The 15,498-nt window shown below is 67.8% G+C and carries 18 protein-coding genes and 1 pseudogene; 6 read left to right on the top strand and 13 right to left on the bottom strand.

What is annotated here, in order from left to right:
• Window position 1 precedes the first annotated feature (1 nt).
• Together VYJ16_RS02490 and VYJ16_RS02485 are read right to left on the bottom strand one after the other, a co-directional pair.
• Window positions 2-259, bottom strand: a complete 258-nt coding sequence (locus VYJ16_RS02490; RefSeq protein ID WP_336348738.1) for a DUF8143 family protein — start codon at window positions 257-259, stop codon at window positions 2-4.
• Complete coding sequence (locus VYJ16_RS02485; protein ID WP_336348737.1) at window positions 260-472, bottom strand: zinc ribbon domain-containing protein; 213 nt, start codon at window positions 470-472, stop codon at window positions 260-262.
• A gap of 101 nt (window positions 473-573) precedes the next feature.
• Between VYJ16_RS02485 and VYJ16_RS02480 the strand changes: the two genes are divergently transcribed.
• Window positions 574-1,626: an NAD-dependent epimerase/dehydratase family protein gene (locus tag VYJ16_RS02480; protein WP_336348736.1), complete on the top strand. Its 1,053-nt coding sequence runs from the start codon at window positions 574-576 to the stop codon at window positions 1,624-1,626.
• A gap of 36 nt (window positions 1,627-1,662) precedes the next feature.
• On the opposite strand, the gene VYJ16_RS02475 is transcribed toward VYJ16_RS02480, so the two are convergent.
• The 4 genes and pseudogenes from VYJ16_RS02475 to VYJ16_RS02460 form a co-directional block, all read right to left on the bottom strand.
• Window positions 1,663-2,838, bottom strand: a complete 1,176-nt coding sequence (locus VYJ16_RS02475; protein ID WP_336348735.1) for an inorganic phosphate transporter — start codon at window positions 2,836-2,838, stop codon at window positions 1,663-1,665.
• Between the two features lie 111 nt (window positions 2,839-2,949).
• On the bottom strand, window positions 2,950-3,336 hold the full coding sequence (locus VYJ16_RS02470) for a hypothetical protein (RefSeq protein WP_336348734.1): 387 nt from the start codon (window positions 3,334-3,336) through the stop codon (window positions 2,950-2,952).
• Window positions 3,337-3,338: 2 nt separating this feature from the next.
• Entirely contained in the window at window positions 3,339-3,992 is a 654-nt protein-coding gene (locus tag VYJ16_RS02465; RefSeq protein WP_336348733.1) for a potassium channel family protein, read from the bottom strand.
• A 272-nt stretch (window positions 3,993-4,264) separates the two neighbouring features.
• A pseudogene (locus tag VYJ16_RS02460) lies at window positions 4,265-5,638 on the bottom strand (APC family permease); the annotation flags it as partial.
• A 149-nt stretch (window positions 5,639-5,787) separates the two neighbouring features.
• Between VYJ16_RS02460 and VYJ16_RS02455 the strand changes: the two are divergent.
• Window positions 5,788-6,846 carry an NAD(P)-dependent glycerol-1-phosphate dehydrogenase gene (locus tag VYJ16_RS02455; RefSeq protein ID WP_336348731.1) on the top strand — a complete coding sequence of 353 codons (1,059 nt, stop codon included), beginning with the start codon at window positions 5,788-5,790 and terminating at the stop codon, window positions 6,844-6,846.
• A gap of 104 nt (window positions 6,847-6,950) precedes the next feature.
• Here the strand turns inward: VYJ16_RS02455 and VYJ16_RS02450 are convergent, their stop codons facing one another.
• The 6 genes from VYJ16_RS02450 to VYJ16_RS02425 all read right to left on the bottom strand — a co-directional run bounded on the left by VYJ16_RS02450 (window position 6,951) and on the right by VYJ16_RS02425 (window position 12,425).
• Complete coding sequence (locus VYJ16_RS02450; RefSeq protein ID WP_336348730.1) at window positions 6,951-7,829, bottom strand: ABC transporter permease; 879 nt, start codon at window positions 7,827-7,829, stop codon at window positions 6,951-6,953.
• Window positions 7,829-8,785, bottom strand: a complete 957-nt coding sequence (locus VYJ16_RS02445; RefSeq protein WP_336348729.1) for an ABC transporter ATP-binding protein — start codon at window positions 8,783-8,785, stop codon at window positions 7,829-7,831. The genes VYJ16_RS02450 and VYJ16_RS02445 overlap by 1 nt, the downstream gene beginning before the upstream one ends.
• Before the next feature lie 91 nt (window positions 8,786-8,876).
• Window positions 8,877-9,137: a hypothetical protein gene (locus VYJ16_RS02440; protein WP_336348728.1), complete on the bottom strand. Its 261-nt coding sequence runs from the start codon at window positions 9,135-9,137 to the stop codon at window positions 8,877-8,879.
• Between the two features lie 106 nt (window positions 9,138-9,243).
• Entirely contained in the window at window positions 9,244-11,067 is a 1,824-nt protein-coding gene (locus VYJ16_RS02435; protein WP_336348727.1) for a S9 family peptidase, read from the bottom strand.
• A 49-nt stretch (window positions 11,068-11,116) separates the two neighbouring features.
• Window positions 11,117-11,377: a hypothetical protein gene (locus VYJ16_RS02430; protein ID WP_336348726.1), complete on the bottom strand. Its 261-nt coding sequence runs from the start codon at window positions 11,375-11,377 to the stop codon at window positions 11,117-11,119.
• Window positions 11,378-11,462: 85 nt separating this feature from the next.
• Window positions 11,463-12,425: a transcription initiation factor IIB gene (locus VYJ16_RS02425; RefSeq protein WP_166040059.1), complete on the bottom strand. Its 963-nt coding sequence runs from the start codon at window positions 12,423-12,425 to the stop codon at window positions 11,463-11,465.
• A 177-nt stretch (window positions 12,426-12,602) separates the two neighbouring features.
• Between VYJ16_RS02425 and rnhA the strand changes: the two genes are divergently transcribed.
• Both rnhA and VYJ16_RS02415 read left to right on the top strand, forming a co-directional pair.
• A complete protein-coding gene (rnhA, locus tag VYJ16_RS02420; protein WP_336348725.1) occupies window positions 12,603-13,199 on the top strand; it encodes a ribonuclease HI in 597 nt (198 codons plus the stop codon).
• Window positions 13,192-13,869 (top strand): DUF7108 domain-containing protein, encoded by a 678-nt coding sequence (locus VYJ16_RS02415; RefSeq protein WP_336348724.1) that lies wholly within the window; start codon window positions 13,192-13,194, stop codon window positions 13,867-13,869. The genes rnhA and VYJ16_RS02415 overlap by 8 nt, the downstream gene beginning before the upstream one ends.
• A 42-nt stretch (window positions 13,870-13,911) precedes the next feature.
• Here VYJ16_RS02415 and VYJ16_RS02410 read toward each other — a convergent pair whose 3' ends face one another.
• Entirely contained in the window at window positions 13,912-14,271 is a 360-nt protein-coding gene (locus VYJ16_RS02410) for a PadR family transcriptional regulator (protein ID WP_227131914.1), read from the bottom strand.
• Window positions 14,272-14,593: 322 nt separating this feature from the next.
• On the opposite strand from VYJ16_RS02410, the gene VYJ16_RS02405 reads away from it, so the two are divergent.
• Entirely contained in the window at window positions 14,594-15,124 is a 531-nt protein-coding gene (locus VYJ16_RS02405; protein WP_227131913.1) for an inorganic diphosphatase, read from the top strand.
• A 179-nt stretch (window positions 15,125-15,303) separates the two neighbouring features.
• Window positions 15,304-15,471, top strand: coding sequence for a hypothetical protein (locus VYJ16_RS02400; RefSeq protein WP_336348723.1), 168 nt, complete (start codon window positions 15,304-15,306; stop codon window positions 15,469-15,471).
• The last annotated feature ends 27 nt before the right edge of the window (window positions 15,472-15,498 follow it).

The following is a 15,498-nucleotide window of genomic DNA, read 5'->3' as shown; positions in this document are numbered from 1 at the left end:
GTCAGTTCCAGTGGTTGCCGTCGACGCCGCGGTCGTCGTCGGACCCGCGCGACCCGCGGTCTTCGCGGTCGTCTCCGTCACGCCCGTCGCGGTCCCGTCGACCGCCGCCGAACGTGTCGCTGCTCGCCCGGTCGCGGGCGTCGTTCCAGGACGTCGTCTCGCTCGGGTCGGGGTCCTCGCCTTTCACGAACCAGTAGAGTGCGAGCGGGAGGACGAGCGCGAACAGGACGAAGAGGAACGCGAAGCCGACGGCGGCCATCTATCCGAAGAAGATGTCCGCGATGTCGCTCCCGCTCCGGCGGTCCGAACGGTAGAGCTCGGAGTACCCGCAGTTCGCGCACGAGATGACGTCGAAGTTCTTCGACTGGATGTCGAACATCTTCGAGAGGCCACCGCCGGTGGTCGAGATGTTGTCCGTGATCGCGTCCGTGTGGCCACACTTCGGGCAGCCGCTGTCAGTGGAGGGCGACATATCCCGACCGACGCCTCGGTTACTTGAGTATTTTTTGCTGGTGGCCGAACGCTGGTACCGCGAACGCCACGCTCTTTTCGCGGCGTCGAGTCGCTACTGGCATGGACAGCGCATTCGTCATCGGCGGGACGCGATTCATCGGGCGACACCTCGTCGCGGACCTGCTCGCGCACGACTACGACGTCACGATATTCAACCGCGGGAACCACGAGAACCCGTTCGCGGACGACGACCGCGTCACGCACGTCGAGGGCGACCGGACGGACGACGCGGACCTCGCGACGGCGGCCCGGGAGAGCGCGTACGACGCGGTCTTCGACATGGTCGCGTACCAGCCCCGGGAGGTCCGGACGGCGACGCGCGTGTTCGACGACGCCGACGCGTACGTGTACGTGTCCTCGGGCGCGGCGTACGGCGAGGAGGAGATTCCGAAGCGGGAGGGCGCGCTCCAGGGGCGCGACGAGGCGACCGCGCTCGAATCGTGCACGGGCGACCAGGCGGTCGACGAGAGCGGTGAGACGTACGGGAACCGGAAGGCCGAGGGCGACCGTGCGGTGTTCGCCGCCGCCGAGGAACGCGGGCTGCGCGCGATGGCGGTCCGACCCTGTATCGTGTACGGGCCCGACGACTACACGGAGCGACTCGACTACTGGATCGACCGCGTCGCGAACTACGAGCGCGTCGTCGTCCCCGGTGACGGGACGAACGTCTGGCATCGCGCGTACGTCGAGGACGTCGCGAGCGCACTCCGCGTCGTCGCCGAGGAAGGCAGCGCGGGCCACGCGTACAACGTCGGCGACCGCCGCCTCGTGACGCTCGAGGAGATGGTCGACCTCATCGCGGACTGCCTCGGCGACGCCGCCGACGCCCCCGAGAGCGCACCCGAGGACGCCGGCGACGTCGAGGTCGTGCACGCGAGCGAACGCGAGCTCTCCATCGCGGACCTCTCCACGGACGACTACGTCCTCTACCGGGACTACCCGCACGTCCTCGACACCAAGAAGCTCGCCGCGCTCGGCTGGGAGGCCACGCCGCTCCGCGAAGCGATGCAGCGCAGCGTCGACGACCACCTCGCGACCGACCGCGACGGCAGCGACGAGGACCCCGGACGCGAGCGCGAGGAGACGCTGCTCGACGTCCTCGACACGCTCTGAGCGCTCGCGAGTGGTCGGCCCGTAGCGGGACCGCGGTTACCACCAGACGGCGTAGAGGAGGAGGAAGGTCGCGTACGCGCCGGCGGTCGCGAGGACCGGGACGACGTTCTGCATCGCGAGCACGCGACCCGTGGTCTCGGGGTCGAAGAGGTCCGCGGCGGAGGGAATGTCCTCGCTGGACTCCTCGCCGATCGCTGGCGGCTCGTCGTCGGGGTTGTCCGCGGCGAGCGCGCCGACGGACACGGCCGGCGACTCCTCGCCCGACACCGCCCCGGACACCGTCGCGGTCCGGGTGGCGCGCCCCCAGCCGAGGCCGACGATGGACGTCGTCGCGATGATGACGAACGACGCCGGGATGCCGATCGCGGAGAGGCCGACGACGATCGTCGAGGAGACCATGGCGACGACGATCGCGGCGGTCAACGGGAGGTCCGTGATGTCGTTCCCGAGCGTGTCGAGCGTCCGGCGGGCGATGGTGAACGCGCCGACCGCGACCGCGACGCCGCCGAGGAGTATCATCATGTTCAGGTCGACGCCCGCGCCGACGAGCGGCGCGATGGCGTTCGCGATGTTCGACGTCCCCGAGGAGAACCCCATCAGGCATCCGATGGCGACGACGACGACGCCGCCGGTGAGTTCGCGCCGCGTCGTGTTCGGGCCGGCGGCCGGTCGCGGAATCAGGCCGTCGCGGTTCACCTCGAACAGCGCGCCGGGCGTGCTCTCGATGTCGACCCACGCGTCGATGCGCGGGTACCAGTACCGACCGATGACCGCGGACGTCCAGAACCCGATGACGGGCGCGACGATCCACCAGACCGCGATCTCGCCCATGACCGTCCAGTCGAGTGCGCCGCTGGCGACGCCGAGGCCCGCGATGGCGCCGACCGCGGTCATCGACGTGGACGCCGGCACGCCGAAGTAGTTCCCGACGAAGAGCGCGCCGCCGATGAAGAACAGGACGACGATACTGGATTCGATCGTGAACACGCCCGGGTCGGTGACGAGTTCCTCGCCGAGCGTCGCGACGACGCGCCGCCCGAGCGTCCACGCGCCGACGAAGAAGAACCCGGACATGAGGGCGGCGGCGACCGTCTTCGAGATGGCGTTCGCGCCGACGGCCGGGCCGAACGCCGGCCCCGTCGTCGACCCGCCGATGTTGAACCCGACGAAGACAGCCACCGCGACGCCGACCAGGAGGAGGACCTCGACCATACCGGTGAGTGCGCCGCGAACGGTATAAGGAATCGGTCGCCGGGCACGTATCGGTGTGTTCGTCGCGACGACCGCATCGACGGGCACGGCCTTCGGGTCGAGCGCGAGCCGCTAACCGGCGTCGCGGTCAGTCCCGGCGTCGCGGTCAGTTCCGGCGTCGCGGTCAGTCCCGGCGTCGAAGTCAGTCCCGGCGTCGCGGTCGACGCGACACGACCCGTCCGCGCCGACGTTCCCGCTGTGGCGTGCCGCGGTCGCGCGCAGGTCCGCCGCGACGTGCTCGTGGTAGTGCTCGCAGGATTCGTCCGCGCAGCCGACGGCGTCGGCGTCAGCGCTCCCGACGGGCACCTCGTGGACGGTGGCGCGCATCGCGCACGCCGAATCGACGTCCTCGACGCCGTCGACGCCGTCAGCGAACCCGAACCCGACCTCGTACGCGACAGCCGGGTCGTGCTCGCACTCTGGCGCACTCGCCGCGTCGTCGCTCGGAGCGTCCGGCATCGTCACCCGCGGAAGAGGTTCATCACTTCGTCCGCGACCCGGCCCTCGACGGCGACGACGTACGTGTGGCCCGCTTGGAGGACGGTGTCGGCGCTCGCGACCGTGTCGCCGTTCTCGTCGCTCACGACGAGACTCCCCTGGGGCAGCGACACGCTCGACAGTCGCTTCCCCGCGACCGGCGCGTCCTCGGCGACGCGTAGCTCGTACACCTCCAGGTCACCAGAGAGGCCCGTGAGCGCCCCGAAGTCCTCCTCGATGGCGGTGACGGCGACGCGGCCGCCGGCGCGCTCCGGGAACACCACCTGATCGGCGTACGGCGCGAACTCCTCGATATCCGGGTACGTCGACCGGAGTATCGTCCGCGTCCCCGGGTCGATTCGCTTCGCGGTCGTACACACCGCGACGTTCGTCCCCATCGTGTCCGTGAGCGCCGCGACGACGTCCGCGCGCTCCACGTCCGCCTGCGCGAGCACGCTCGGTCGCGTCGCGTCGCCCTCGATCGCCGTCGCGACGTACGCCGCCTCGAGCTCCGCGAGTTGCTCCGGGTCTCGCTCCACCACCACGACGTCGTGCCCGTGGTCGTCCAGTTGCTTTATCGCGCGGAGCGCGACCGGGCCACTCCCCACGACGACCACGCGCAGCGGTCCGTTCGTCATCGTTCACCCCTCGACTCGCCATCGCCTTCACGTTCCGGGTCGGTTCCCACCTCGTCGGAACCACGCGAGTCGCCCGCGTCCGTCCGGTCGTAGCCGGCGGCGTCCCGCGTCGCGAGTTCGGCGTCAGCGTCGACGTGGTCGAGCGACCGATGCGCGGTCGCCTCCCCGCGCGTGCTCGCACCGACACCGGACTCGTCGCCCGCGCTCCCGGCGTCCGCGTCGCCCGCGGCGTCGGACCCACCACCGGTATCGACGTCGATGCCCTCGCTCGCGCCACCGGCCGGTTCGCGCCGCAGGCCGACGCGGCCGAGCGCGACGTACGCGACCCCGCCGAGGACGAGCCACCCGAACGCGAGCCCCGCCGTCGTCAGGTTCGCCGTGACGAGGTAGTACCCGAGGACGAGGTTCCCGACGATGCCCGCGACCGCCGGCAGCGGATAGAACGGCATCTCGTAGGGCCGACGCATGTCCGGGCGCTCCCGCCGGAGTTTGATGACGCTCGCGTTCACGACGACGAACGACAGCAGGAAGAACAGGCTCGAGAGCGACCCGACCTGCCGGATCGGGACGAACGCGACGGAGACGAGCATCACGACCGCGCTCGCCACCACCGCGATCAGCGGCGTCCCGAAGCGATGATGGATGCGGCCGATTCCCGCGGGCAGCAACCGGTCGCGTCCCATCGCGAACGCCACCCGACTGGAGGCGAGCACGACCGCGTTCAGCGCCGACACCGTCGAGAACACCGCGCCGAACGCGATGACCGAGGCGCCGTTCTGCAGTATCGGGATGTCAGCCGGCATGAAGCCCTTCGCCGCCTCCGCGATACCGCGCTCCCCGGCGCCGGCGAGGCCGCCCGCGCCGAGCGTCCCGATAGCGACGAGGACGACGACGAGGTAGATGACGATCGTCGCCGCGAGCGACAGGAAGATCGCTCGCGGGATGTTCTTCCGCGGGTTCTTCACCTCCTCGGTGACGGTCGCGATGAGGTCGTACCCCTCGAACGCGATGAACGTCAACCCCATCGCCGGCAGTATCGCGTTCACCGTCCCGTTCGTGAAGAACGGGTCGAACTCCGCGAGGTCCACCGCGTTCGCGCCGTACGCCGAGAACACGACGAGGATGACGATCTTGACTATCGTCACGACGGTCTCCGCGCCGCCGCTGGCGGCGGTCGACACCGCGTTCAGGACGACGAGGAACCCGACGAGCCCGATAGCGTACAGGACCTTCCAGGTGACCGGGCCGAGGAGCGCGCCCGACGGCAGCCCCTCCCAGTAGAAGTGCACGAACTCGAGGAAGTTCCCCGCGAACCCGAGCGCGTACAGCGCCCCGGCGATCATGTACGCGAACCAGAGCATCCACCCCATCTGGAACGCGATCGAGTCCCTGAACACCTCCTCGACGAACGCGTAGCCGCCGCCGCTCTTCGGTATCGCGGACGCGAGTTCGGCGTACGACAGCGCCGTGAACGACGTGACGACGCCGTTCAGTCCGAACACGAGGATCGCTGCGGGGCCCGCGATGTCCGCCGCCAGGCCCGTGAGGACGAAGATGCCTGCGCCGATCATCGCGCCCATCCCGACCATCGTCGCGTCCAGCAACCCGAGACTCGCCGACGGCGACCGCTCTTCGTGCTGTGCCATTCGTTCCTCGCGTACACGACCGTCCGCCTTAATCACTGGTCTCGAACCCATCGAGTGGGAACTCGCGCGTGCTCGAGGCCGCGCGACGCGCCGCGAGCGCGGGTCGTCGAGGCGAAAGGTTTCTCCGCGCTACGGGCGTCGTTGCGGGTATGTTCGACAAGTCGACGTGGATTCGACTCCCGCGGAACGTCGTCGTGGGCCACGACGTGCTCTCCCAGACCGTCGAGGTCGTTGACGACATCCACCTGACGGGCCGACCGCTCATCGTCACGAGTCCGACGCCGCGCGACGTCGCCGCCGCACCCATCGTCGCGCAGTACGAGGAACGCGGCATCGACCCCGAGGTCGTCACCGTCGAGAAAGCGAGCTTCGAGACCGTCGAGGAGGTCGCGGAAGCCGCCGGGAACGACGACATCGGGTACGTCGTCGGCGTCGGCGGCGGGAAACCAATCGACATCGCGAAGATGGCGAGCGACCACTGCGACAAGGGCTTCGTGAGCGTCCCGACGGCGGCGAGTCACGACGGCATCGTCTCCGGGCGCTCCTCGATTCCGGAAGGCGACACGCGCCATTCCGTCGCGGCGGACCCGCCGCTCGCGGTCGTCGCCGACACGGGCGTGCTCGCGAACGCGCCGTGGGACCTGACGACCGCGGGCTGTGCGGACATCATCTCGAACTACACCGCCGTGATGGACTGGCGGCTCGCGAACCGCCTCCAGGACGTCGAGTACAGCGAGTACGCCGCCGCGCTCAGCGAGATGACCGCGGAGATCCTCGTCGACAACGCCAGCATGGTCCGCCCGGGCCTCGAAGAGTCCGCGTGGGTCGTCACGAAGGCGTTGATGTCCTCGGGCGTCGCGATGAGTATCGCCGGGTCGTCCCGTCCCGCGTCGGGCGCCGAGCACCTGTTCAGTCACCAGCTCGACCGGCTCGCGCCGAACGCCGCGCTCCACGGCCATCAGGTCGGCGTCGGCTCCATCATGACCGCGTACCTCCACGGTGGCGACCGCGGCATCTGGCGGGACATCCGCGACGCGCTCGCCGCCATCGACGCACCGACGACCGCGGACGAACTCGGCATCGACCCCGGGGTCGTCATCGAGTCGCTCACGACCTGTCACGCGATCCGCGACCGCTACACCATCCTCGGCGACGGCATGAACGAGGACGCGGCGCGCGAGGTCGCACGGAAGACCGGCGTCATCTGACGCGCCACCGATAGTTCCTTTCACTCCGTTACCGCCGAGAGAAGCATGCCTTTCGAGGGTTCAGGTGGGGGCGAGCACGACTCCGGCGACGAGTCCGAGGACCGTCACCCGAGTTCCGCGTCCTTGAACCGCCAGTAGCCGAGCGCGAGGGGGACGACGAGCCAGACGAGCATGATGGCGACCATGACCTCGGGCGCGAGGTACCACGCCTGGTCGTTGAGTCGCGCGAGCGCCTGCTCCTGGGCTTCCGGCGGAAGGTTCGACTCGAAGCGGTCGAAGTACAGCCGAGTGGTGACGACGTTCAGTCCCTGCTGGTACGCCATCGCGGGCGATATCGCAGCCTGGATGAACTGGAAGATGTCGCCCTCCAGTGCCATCCCGAGGAGGTCGTTCGTGACGTACCGGATGAGGCCGGGGATGGAGATGGTGGGGATGAGGTTGAACGGGATGGTGACGAAGTAGAACCCGACGGCGCCAGCCATCGCGCTCGACCGCGACCCCGTCATTGCGGAGATGCCGACCGCGACCGAGACCATGACGAGCACGAGGAGTGCGGTGAACGCGAGCGTCGGCGCGAACAGCACGAGCTGGGGGTCGGCGTACTGGGTGGCGGCGACGACGACGCCGATGAGGAACACGAGCATCGTCGCGGCGAGCATCAGGCCACCGCGCGAGAGGAACTTCGCGAGCACGACCTCCTTGCGGGTGTTCGGGAGCCCGAGTAGGAAGTTCACGGTCCCGCTCTCTCGTTCACCGGCGATCGCGAGGTAGCCCGCGACGAGCGCGATGAACGGCAGGAGGAACAGGCCGACCGAGGAGACGATACTGATGATACCGAACGACTCGACGTTGTCGGCGACGAGCGTCGGGCCGACGAAGATGAGGAGCGCGATGATACCGTAGAGACTGAAGACGCCCCAGACGAGCTTCGACCGGCGGGCGTCCAGGAAGTCCCGGCGTGCGATCGCGGTGAGGTTCTCCATCAGGCGGTCACCTCCGCCTCCTGCTCGCGGTCGTCGCGTTCCACGGCGTCGCCGGACGTGTACTGGTTGAACAGCTCCTCGAGGTCGGTCTCGTCGCTCACGATGTCCGTGACCGTCGTCTCCGCGTCGACGCGCTTCACGACGTCGACCTTCGCTCGCGGGTCGCTACACGTCACCTCGATGGCGTCCCCGCGTCCGGTCGCGTGCTCGACGCCGTCGACGGCGGGGAGGTCGAGCGCGTCCGCGTCCGGCATCGGGTCGACCTCGAGTTCGATGGTGGTCGCACCGCCGACGTCGTCGCGGAGGTTGTCGATGGTGTCGACCGCGGCCATCGAGCCGTCGCGCATGATGCCGACGCGGTCGCAGACCGCTTCGACCTGCGGGAGCTGGTGACTGGAGAAGAACACGGTCGTGCCGCGGTCGGCCTCCTCGCGGATGATGTCGCGCATCTCCTGGATGCCCGTCGGGTCCAGTCCCGAGGAGGGTTCGTCGAGGATGAGGAGGTCGGGGTCGTCGACGAGCGCCATCGCGAGCGCGAGGCGCTGGGTCATCCCCTTCGAGAACTCGCCGGCCTTGCGCTCCCACGCCTCCTCCTGGAGGTGGACGCGAGAGAGGAGGTCGCGAGGGGCGTCGCTGGCGCGCTTCGTCTCGATGGCGTACTCGACGTGCTCCATCGCCGTCAGGCGGTCGTAGACGGAGAATCCCTCCGGGAGGACGCCCGTGCGCTGCCGGATGGCGATCGGGTCGCTGTGCGTGTCGTACCCGAGGACCTCCGCACGACCTTCGGTCGGCCGGAGGAAGTCCAAGAGGACGTTGATCGTCGTGGACTTCCCGGCGCCGTTCGGGCCGAGGAACCCGAATATCTCGCCTTCCTCGACGTGCAGGTCGAGCGCGTCGACGGCCGTGAGGCTGCCGAATCGCTTCGTCAGGTTCTCTGTTCGTATGGCGGGGGCCATGTCTCGCCAACGACTATCAGGTATTGTAAATTTTCTCACTCGACGTCGGTTCCGTGGCGTGCACTGGGCGGACGAACCGGTGGGACCGGCGTCACGGAACGGGATGGTCGTCGTCGTTTCCGGCGACCCGCGACCAGAGCAGGTGGCCGAGCGCGGCGGCGATGACGATGCCCGAACCGACGATAGCGTACCACGACAGCAGCATCTGCGCGAACGTCGTCCCGAACGCCTTGCTCGCGTAGAGGTAGACGGGGATGGCGAAGAAGGCGATGGGGAGGGCGAGCGTCGGGAGCCACCAGTAGGTGTCGAACGCAGACCTGACGTCCAACAGGTAACTTCGGAGGTTCAACATACGCGAAATAGTGCCAGCTTCCCAACCATAATGGTTGGTTCCGTGCCGAAGAGGGCGGAAGGAGACGTAGAACGCCAGAGCGGATTCCTACACCGGGTTCAGCGGCCTACACGTGTTCGTCGAGGAAGTCCGCGACCGCCGAGTACGCCTCCACGCGGTTCTCGAGCTTGCTGAACCCGTGTCCCTCGTCGTCGAATATCAATTTTCGGACGGGGACGCCCTGCTCGCGAACCCCTTCGGCGATCTGTTCGGCTTCGCCGACGGGGACGCGCGGGTCGTTCTCGCCGTGGAGCACGAACAGCGGCGCCGCGATGGACTCGACGTTGTTGATCGGGCTGATGGACTCCAGGAACTCGCGGTCGTGCTCGAGGCTCCCGTACTCGGCCTCGCGGAGCTTCCGCCGCCACTCGCCGGTGTTCTCGAGGAACGAGACGAAGTTCGCGATGCCGACGACGTCGACGCCCGCCGCCCACAGGTCGGGGTACTCGGTCATGCACGCGAGCACCATGAACCCGCCGTAGGACCCGCCCATGCACGCGATGCGGTCCGGGTCGACCGCCGGGTGGTCGTGGAGCCACTCGACGCACGCCTTCACGTCCGCGACCGAATCCATCCGCTTCTCGACGTCGTCCAGCCGCGTGTAGGTCTCGCCGTACCCCGTGGACCCGCGGACGTTCGGCTCGAAGTACGCGTACCCGCGATTCAGGAAGTACTGCTTCACCGGGTTGAACGACGGGCGCCGCTGGCTCTCCGGGCCGCCGTGGATGCTCACGACGACCGGCGTGTCGCCGTCGCCGGACGCGGCGTCACCGTCCGCGGCGTCCTCGGGGAGCGTCAGAAATCCGGGGACCTCCACGCCGTCGAAGCTCTCGACGTGCACGAGCTCTGGCTCCCTGAAGGAGTCCTCGGGGATGCCTGCGGTCGCGGCGTACGTCCACCGCTCGGTGTCGCCCGTCTCGGTCTCGACGACGTACACGTTCGTGTTCACGGCCGCACCCGTCGCCGTGATGGCGTACTGCTCGGCGTCCGGCCCCCAGGAGACGCCGCCGGCGATGCCGCCGGGGAGATCCGGGCTCGGGAACGCGTCGTACTCCGTCGGCCCAGTGAACTCGGCGACGGTGAGGTCGGTGTAGCCGTCGACGTTCCGCGAGAACGCGAACCGCCCGGACTCGTGGTCGACGCTGACGCCGTCGACGTTCCAGTCGCCGCCGTCCTCGACGACCTCGCGCTCCAGCGTGTCGAGGTCGATGCGCGCGAGGTACAGCGTGTCGCTCCCGTCGCCCGTACAGCAGTACACCGCATCGCCGTTGGGCCCGAACGACGGACTGGAGAAGCGTATCTCGTCCTCGTGGGGCGTGATGCACTCGAAGTCGCCGGTCTCGAGGTCGAGCACGTACACGTCCTGGTCGACGTTCGAGTACGCCTCGTGGACGAGCAACCGGTCGTCGCTCGGCGACCAGCCCGCGGGCGTCAACCAGCCGTCGCCCTCGTGCACGAGTTCGGCCTCGTTCCCCGTCTCGTCGCGGCCCTGCACGTACACGTCGAACACGCTCTCGTCGCGCCGGTTCGACGTGAACGCGAACCGCTCGCCGTCGTGACTCCACCCGCCCCACCGGTGCTTCGCGTCCGGACGCCCCGTGAGGTTCACCACCTCGCTCCCGTCGCCACTGAGCCGGTAGAGTTGCGCGCGCTCGTTCCCGCCCTCGTCCATCCCGAACGCCAGTTCGTCGCGCTCGGGCGACCAGGACGCGAACGTCACGCGCTCCTCGTAGAACGTCCGCTGAACCGGCCACTCCTTCGGCGCGTCCATCGTCCACACCTGCGACGTCCCCGTCGTATCCATCAGGAACGACAACCGGTCGCCCTCGGGGCCGAACGACGCCCCGCTCGCCGACCGCACGTTCAGATACCGCTCGATATCGTACGACATGCCCACACGTCCACGGCGCGGGACCGTAAGGCGTTGGGTCGCAGCACCCTCACCGATTCTGCGCGAACAGGGCTGCGACTGCGGTGCCACCGCCGACGGCGAGGAACACGTAGAACACCGGGTCGCGCAGTGCCGCCATCGCCGCCGCGGGCGAGTCGACGAGCGCGACGAATCCGACGGCGCCCGCGACGATGCTCGCGAGCACCAACACCGCGATGACCGGGAGCGGCAGCCACGGTTCCGGATCGGTCTCGTCGTCGTTCATGCGTTCGTTCCGTACATCTTCGCGCGGATGGAAGTGCGTTCGCATCCGGTACGCTCGCGACGTGGGTACTCCACAGTCGCTCGCGGGGCGAGACTGCGAAAGAAGTGGGCTCGGGACTGCAGGTGACGGGCTAGCTGTGGATGCCCATCGCTTCGATCTGCTCCTGGTAGCGGTTCCGGATCGTGACCTCGGTGACCTGCGCGACGTCGGCAACCTCGCGCTGGGTCTTCTTCTCGTTACAGAGCAGGCTCGCGGCGTAGATCGCTGCGGCGGCGTAGCCGGTCGGCGACTTCCCCGAAAGCAACCCCTTCTCCGCGGTCGTCTCGATGATCTCGTTCGCCTTCGTCTGTACCTCCTCGGATAGTTCGAGTTCCGAGCAGAACCGCGGGACGTACTTCTTCGGGTCGACGGGCTTCATCTCCAGGCCGAGCTCCTGGCTGATGTAGCGGTACGTCCGCCCGATCTCCTTGCGTTCGACGCGCGATACCTCGCTGATCTCCTCGAGACTGCGCGGAATCCCCTCCTTCCGGCAGGCGGCGTAGAGCGCCGAGGTGGCGACGCCCTCGATGGAGCGCCCGCGGATGAGGTCCTCCTTGAGTGCGCGTCGATAGATGACGGACGCGACTTCCCGGACCGACCGTGGGACGCCGAGCGCGCTCGCCATCCGGTCGATCTCGCTGAGCGCGAACTGGAGGTTGCGTTCGCCCGCGTCCTTCGTCCGGATGCGCTCCTGCCACTTGCGCAGCCGATGCATCTGGCTGCGTTTCTTCGAGGAGATCGAGCGCCCGTAGGCGTCCTTGTCCTTCCAGTCGATGGTGGTCGTGAGCCCCTTGTCGTGCATCGTCTGCGTGGTCGGGGCGCCGACCCTGGACTTCTCCTGTCGCTCTTGATGGTTGAACGCGCGCCACTCCGGACCGGGGTCGATCTGCTCCTCCTCGACGACGAGCCCGCAGTCGTCGCAGACGAGTTCTCCCCTGTCCGAACTCTTGACCAGGTTGTCGGATTCGCACTCGGGGCACTCCCGAACCCCTTCCTGCTCCTCCGACTCGTCGGCCTCGAGGTCTCGCTCCCGCTGGCGGGTGGACCGTGTCATCGCACTTTTATAGTAGTAGTTCCAGCTAACTTAAAGCTTCGGCCGGTATCTGACCGCTCCTGAACGACAGAATTTGACAGGGGAGCAGCCGAATCGGAAGACGGCGCCGGTTTTAATTCGACTGACATTGGAACGGAATCAGAACCGTTATCACTGAGAACGGGTGACCAAGGGTCAATGCCGGTCATCGAGTGCGACGTCGACGCCGCCCGCGAGGCGCTCGCCGACGCCGGAGCGACCATCGAGGAAGGTAACACCGAGCACGAGCACTATCGGGCGCACCACGGCGACGCCACCGCCGTCGCGTACGACGACAAACTCGTCGTGCAAGGCTCGAACCCACGAGACATCGAAGCCGTCGTCCGCGACGACGAGGGCGGTCGCGCGCACCTGTACTTCGACGGCGCGTGCCGCGGCAACCCCGGTCCAGCGAGCGTCGGGTGGGTCATCGTCACCGACGCCGGTATCGTCGCCGAAGGCAGCGACACCATCGGGCGCGCGACGAACAACCAGGCCGAGTACGAGGCGCTCGTCGCCGTCCTCGAAGCCGCGCGCGACTACGGGTACGACGAGGTCCAGATCCGCGGCGACTCCGAACTCATCGTGAAGCAGGTGACCGGGGAGTACGGCGTCAACGACCCGGACCTCCGCGAGTACCGCGTCCGCGTTCACGAACTCCTCCGCGCGTTCGACGACTGGACGATATCGCACGTTCCGCGGGAGATAAACGACCGCGCCGACGAACTAGCGAACGACGCACTCGACAATGCCTGAGGACCAAACTCCGACGCGAGACCGACGCGAGACCGAGGAGGCCGCGAGCGCCGAGGACGCCACGGCCGAGCCCGCAATCGCCGAGGACGCCACGGCCGAACCCGAGCACGTCGAAGACGAGGAGCTTCCCGGGTCAGTCGTCGACCACGCGGAACGCCTGACGCGGCTCGCGCGCGAGGCGGTCGACGAGGGCGAGGCCGCGGCGTACCGCACGGACCGCGAGGAGACGCTCGCCGAACACGGATTCACGGCGCGCGTCCGCGAGGACGACACCGGCGAGACGCTCGTTCTCCATCCCGACGAATGGCTCGACGACGGCACCATCCGCCCCGACCGCATCGACGACACGAACCGCGCGGTCGAGGTGTCGCTGTCGGGCGCGGGCGACCCCGACGACTGGCAGGACGTCGACGACCACAACCGCGCGCTCGTCGAAGCAGTCCGCGAGAATCACGGCGACGTGCACGCGGCGAACGCGAGCGTGCTCGCTGACTTCGCCGGGAACCACTACGCGAAACCCATCGAGGACCTGACCGCGACGGAACTCCGCGAGTTCGAGACCGAGTACGTCCCGCGGAACGCGTGGCTGGACGACGAGGGGACCGCGGTCCTGCGCGAGAGCGTGCGCTACGCGTTCGACGCTGCGAAAGAACGAGTGCCCGATTGGTGACCGCTCGCGCGGTCGAGGTGCCTGTCGGTCGTCTGCGAACGCTTACTGTTGTTCGTCGACGAGGTCGCGGAGCTCCTCGGCGCGCTCGTCGTCGGTGACGAGCTTCGAGAGCGACCACTCGATCTGGTCCATGACGGCGGCGTAGCCGTCGTCGGTGAGCTCGTACTGGTTCGTGCGCTTGTCGAGCTCGGACTTCTCGACGAGGCCCATGCCGACGAGTTCGTCGAGGTTCGGGTACAGGCGGCCGTGGTTGACCTCGGTCCCGTAGTAGTCCTCGAGTTCTCGCTTGATGGCGAGCCCGTACATCGGTTCCTTCCCGAGGATGACGAGGATGTTGTGCTGGAATGCGGTAAGTTCGCGTGCGATGCCCTGTTTGCCGGTCACGGATTGCGCCTCTGACATGCCTAGGTAAATGTCATCAAGCTATTTAACAGTTCTCAACTGTTCGAAGTTCGGACGGCCGCTTCGGCGCTCTGTCGGGCGAAAACGGCTCCTCCTCGGCGCGTTAGTCCCAGTAATTGCCGATGGCCATCGGGTTGCTGACCGACAGATTGGGCCTTCATATTCATGCCCTCTCGACTCCTTCTCAGTTACCGACGCACGCTCGTCCACGCGTGCTGACCTGTCTGACTCCGGGGAGTTCGGCCTCGAGCGGGAATCCACGCGCCGTCGTGCCAGCGAACCGAAGGGCCTATTTCGTTCTCTCTCGCAGTCACGGCCTGCAATGACGAACCTCTGGGAAGACCTCGAGACGGGCCCGAACCCGCCCGAGGAGATCTACGCAGTCGTGGAGTGCCTCAAGGGCGAACGGAACAAGTACGAGTACGACAAGGACGTCCCCGGCGTCGTCCTCGACCGCGTGCTCCACTCGAACGTGCACTACCCGAGCGACTACGGGTTCATCCCGCAGTCGTACTACGACGACGAGGACCCCTTCGACGTGCTCGTGCTCGTCGAGGACCAGACGTTCCCCGGGTGCATCATCGAGGCTCGCCCCGTCGCGCTCATGAAGATGGACGACGACGGCGAGCAGGACGACAAGGTCATCGCGGTCCCGACCGAGGACCCGCGCTACGACCACATCGAGGACCTCGAGGACATCCCCCAGCAGCAACTCGACGAGATCGACGAGTTCTTCGCGACGTACAAGAACCTCGAGGAGGGCAAGGAAGTCGAGACGCTCGGTTGGGAGGACAAGGCGGCGGCGAAGGACGCGATCGAGCACGCGATGGACCTCTACGAAGAGAACTTCTGAGGACAGTCCGGTCGGGCGGTTCGCGGTCCTTTCTCTCGCGGCGTGATGCGGTACGTGCTTTCGCGGCGTGCTGTGCGTCGTCGTCGCGCGTGATTCGTCCTGGTTATGCGTCCCGCCCGAACCCATGCGTTATGAGCATGGGTAATAATATGTGGTGTCGGGCCGTAGTTCGAACCGTCATGGCCACCGCACGTCACCCCACCATCGACCCGGACGACGCCGACCAGGAGGACGCCGACTCGGACGACGCCAACCTGGACGACGCCCGCGAGACCACCCCGGAGCGCCCCGGTGTCGGTATCGCGCACACCACCGTCGTCCCGACGAACTTCGGTCGCGACGACTGACCGCCACAGGAACGCGCGACGTACACG

Source organism: Halorubellus litoreus (assembly GCF_037081675.1).
Classification (GTDB): domain Archaea; phylum Halobacteriota; class Halobacteria; order Halobacteriales; family Natrialbaceae; genus Halorubellus; species Halorubellus litoreus.
Note: the sequence above shows the minus strand (reverse complement) of the source record. Positions and strands in the feature narration are given on the sequence as shown.

What these genes read in the sequence shown, in the direction of transcription:
- VYJ16_RS02440 (WP_336348728.1), bottom strand. Translation starts at nt 9,137, where the DNA reads ATGTTGAACCTCCGAAGTTACCTGTTGGACGTCAGGTCTGCGTTCGAC.
- VYJ16_RS02435 (WP_336348727.1), bottom strand. Translation starts at nt 11,067, where the DNA reads ATGTCGTACGATATCGAGCGGTATCTGAACGTGCGGTCGGCGAGCGGG.
- VYJ16_RS02450 (WP_336348730.1), bottom strand. Translation starts at nt 7,829, where the DNA reads ATGGAGAACCTCACCGCGATCGCACGCCGGGACTTCCTGGACGCCCGC.
- VYJ16_RS02465 (WP_336348733.1), bottom strand. Translation starts at nt 3,992, where the DNA reads ATGACGAACGGACCGCTGCGCGTGGTCGTCGTGGGGAGTGGCCCGGTC.
- VYJ16_RS02490 (WP_336348738.1), bottom strand. Translation starts at nt 259, where the DNA reads ATGGCCGCCGTCGGCTTCGCGTTCCTCTTCGTCCTGTTCGCGCTCGTC.
- VYJ16_RS02470 (WP_336348734.1), bottom strand. Translation starts at nt 3,336, where the DNA reads ATGCCGGACGCTCCGAGCGACGACGCGGCGAGTGCGCCAGAGTGCGAG.
- VYJ16_RS02405 (WP_227131913.1), top strand. Translation starts at nt 14,594, where the DNA reads ATGACGAACCTCTGGGAAGACCTCGAGACGGGCCCGAACCCGCCCGAG.
- VYJ16_RS02430 (WP_336348726.1), bottom strand. Translation starts at nt 11,377, where the DNA reads ATGCGAACGCACTTCCATCCGCGCGAAGATGTACGGAACGAACGCATG.
- VYJ16_RS02410 (WP_227131914.1), bottom strand. Translation starts at nt 14,271, where the DNA reads ATGTCAGAGGCGCAATCCGTGACCGGCAAACAGGGCATCGCACGCGAA.
- VYJ16_RS02400 (WP_336348723.1), top strand. Translation starts at nt 15,304, where the DNA reads ATGGCCACCGCACGTCACCCCACCATCGACCCGGACGACGCCGACCAG.
- VYJ16_RS02475 (WP_336348735.1), bottom strand. Translation starts at nt 2,838, where the DNA reads ATGGTCGAGGTCCTCCTCCTGGTCGGCGTCGCGGTGGCTGTCTTCGTC.
- VYJ16_RS02445 (WP_336348729.1), bottom strand. Translation starts at nt 8,785, where the DNA reads ATGGCCCCCGCCATACGAACAGAGAACCTGACGAAGCGATTCGGCAGC.
- VYJ16_RS02425 (WP_166040059.1), bottom strand. Translation starts at nt 12,425, where the DNA reads ATGACACGGTCCACCCGCCAGCGGGAGCGAGACCTCGAGGCCGACGAG.
- rnhA (WP_336348725.1), top strand. Translation starts at nt 12,603, where the DNA reads ATGCCGGTCATCGAGTGCGACGTCGACGCCGCCCGCGAGGCGCTCGCC.
- VYJ16_RS02485 (WP_336348737.1), bottom strand. Translation starts at nt 472, where the DNA reads ATGTCGCCCTCCACTGACAGCGGCTGCCCGAAGTGTGGCCACACGGAC.
- VYJ16_RS02480 (WP_336348736.1), top strand. Translation starts at nt 574, where the DNA reads ATGGACAGCGCATTCGTCATCGGCGGGACGCGATTCATCGGGCGACAC.
- VYJ16_RS02415 (WP_336348724.1), top strand. Translation starts at nt 13,192, where the DNA reads ATGCCTGAGGACCAAACTCCGACGCGAGACCGACGCGAGACCGAGGAG.
- VYJ16_RS02455 (WP_336348731.1), top strand. Translation starts at nt 5,788, where the DNA reads ATGTTCGACAAGTCGACGTGGATTCGACTCCCGCGGAACGTCGTCGTG.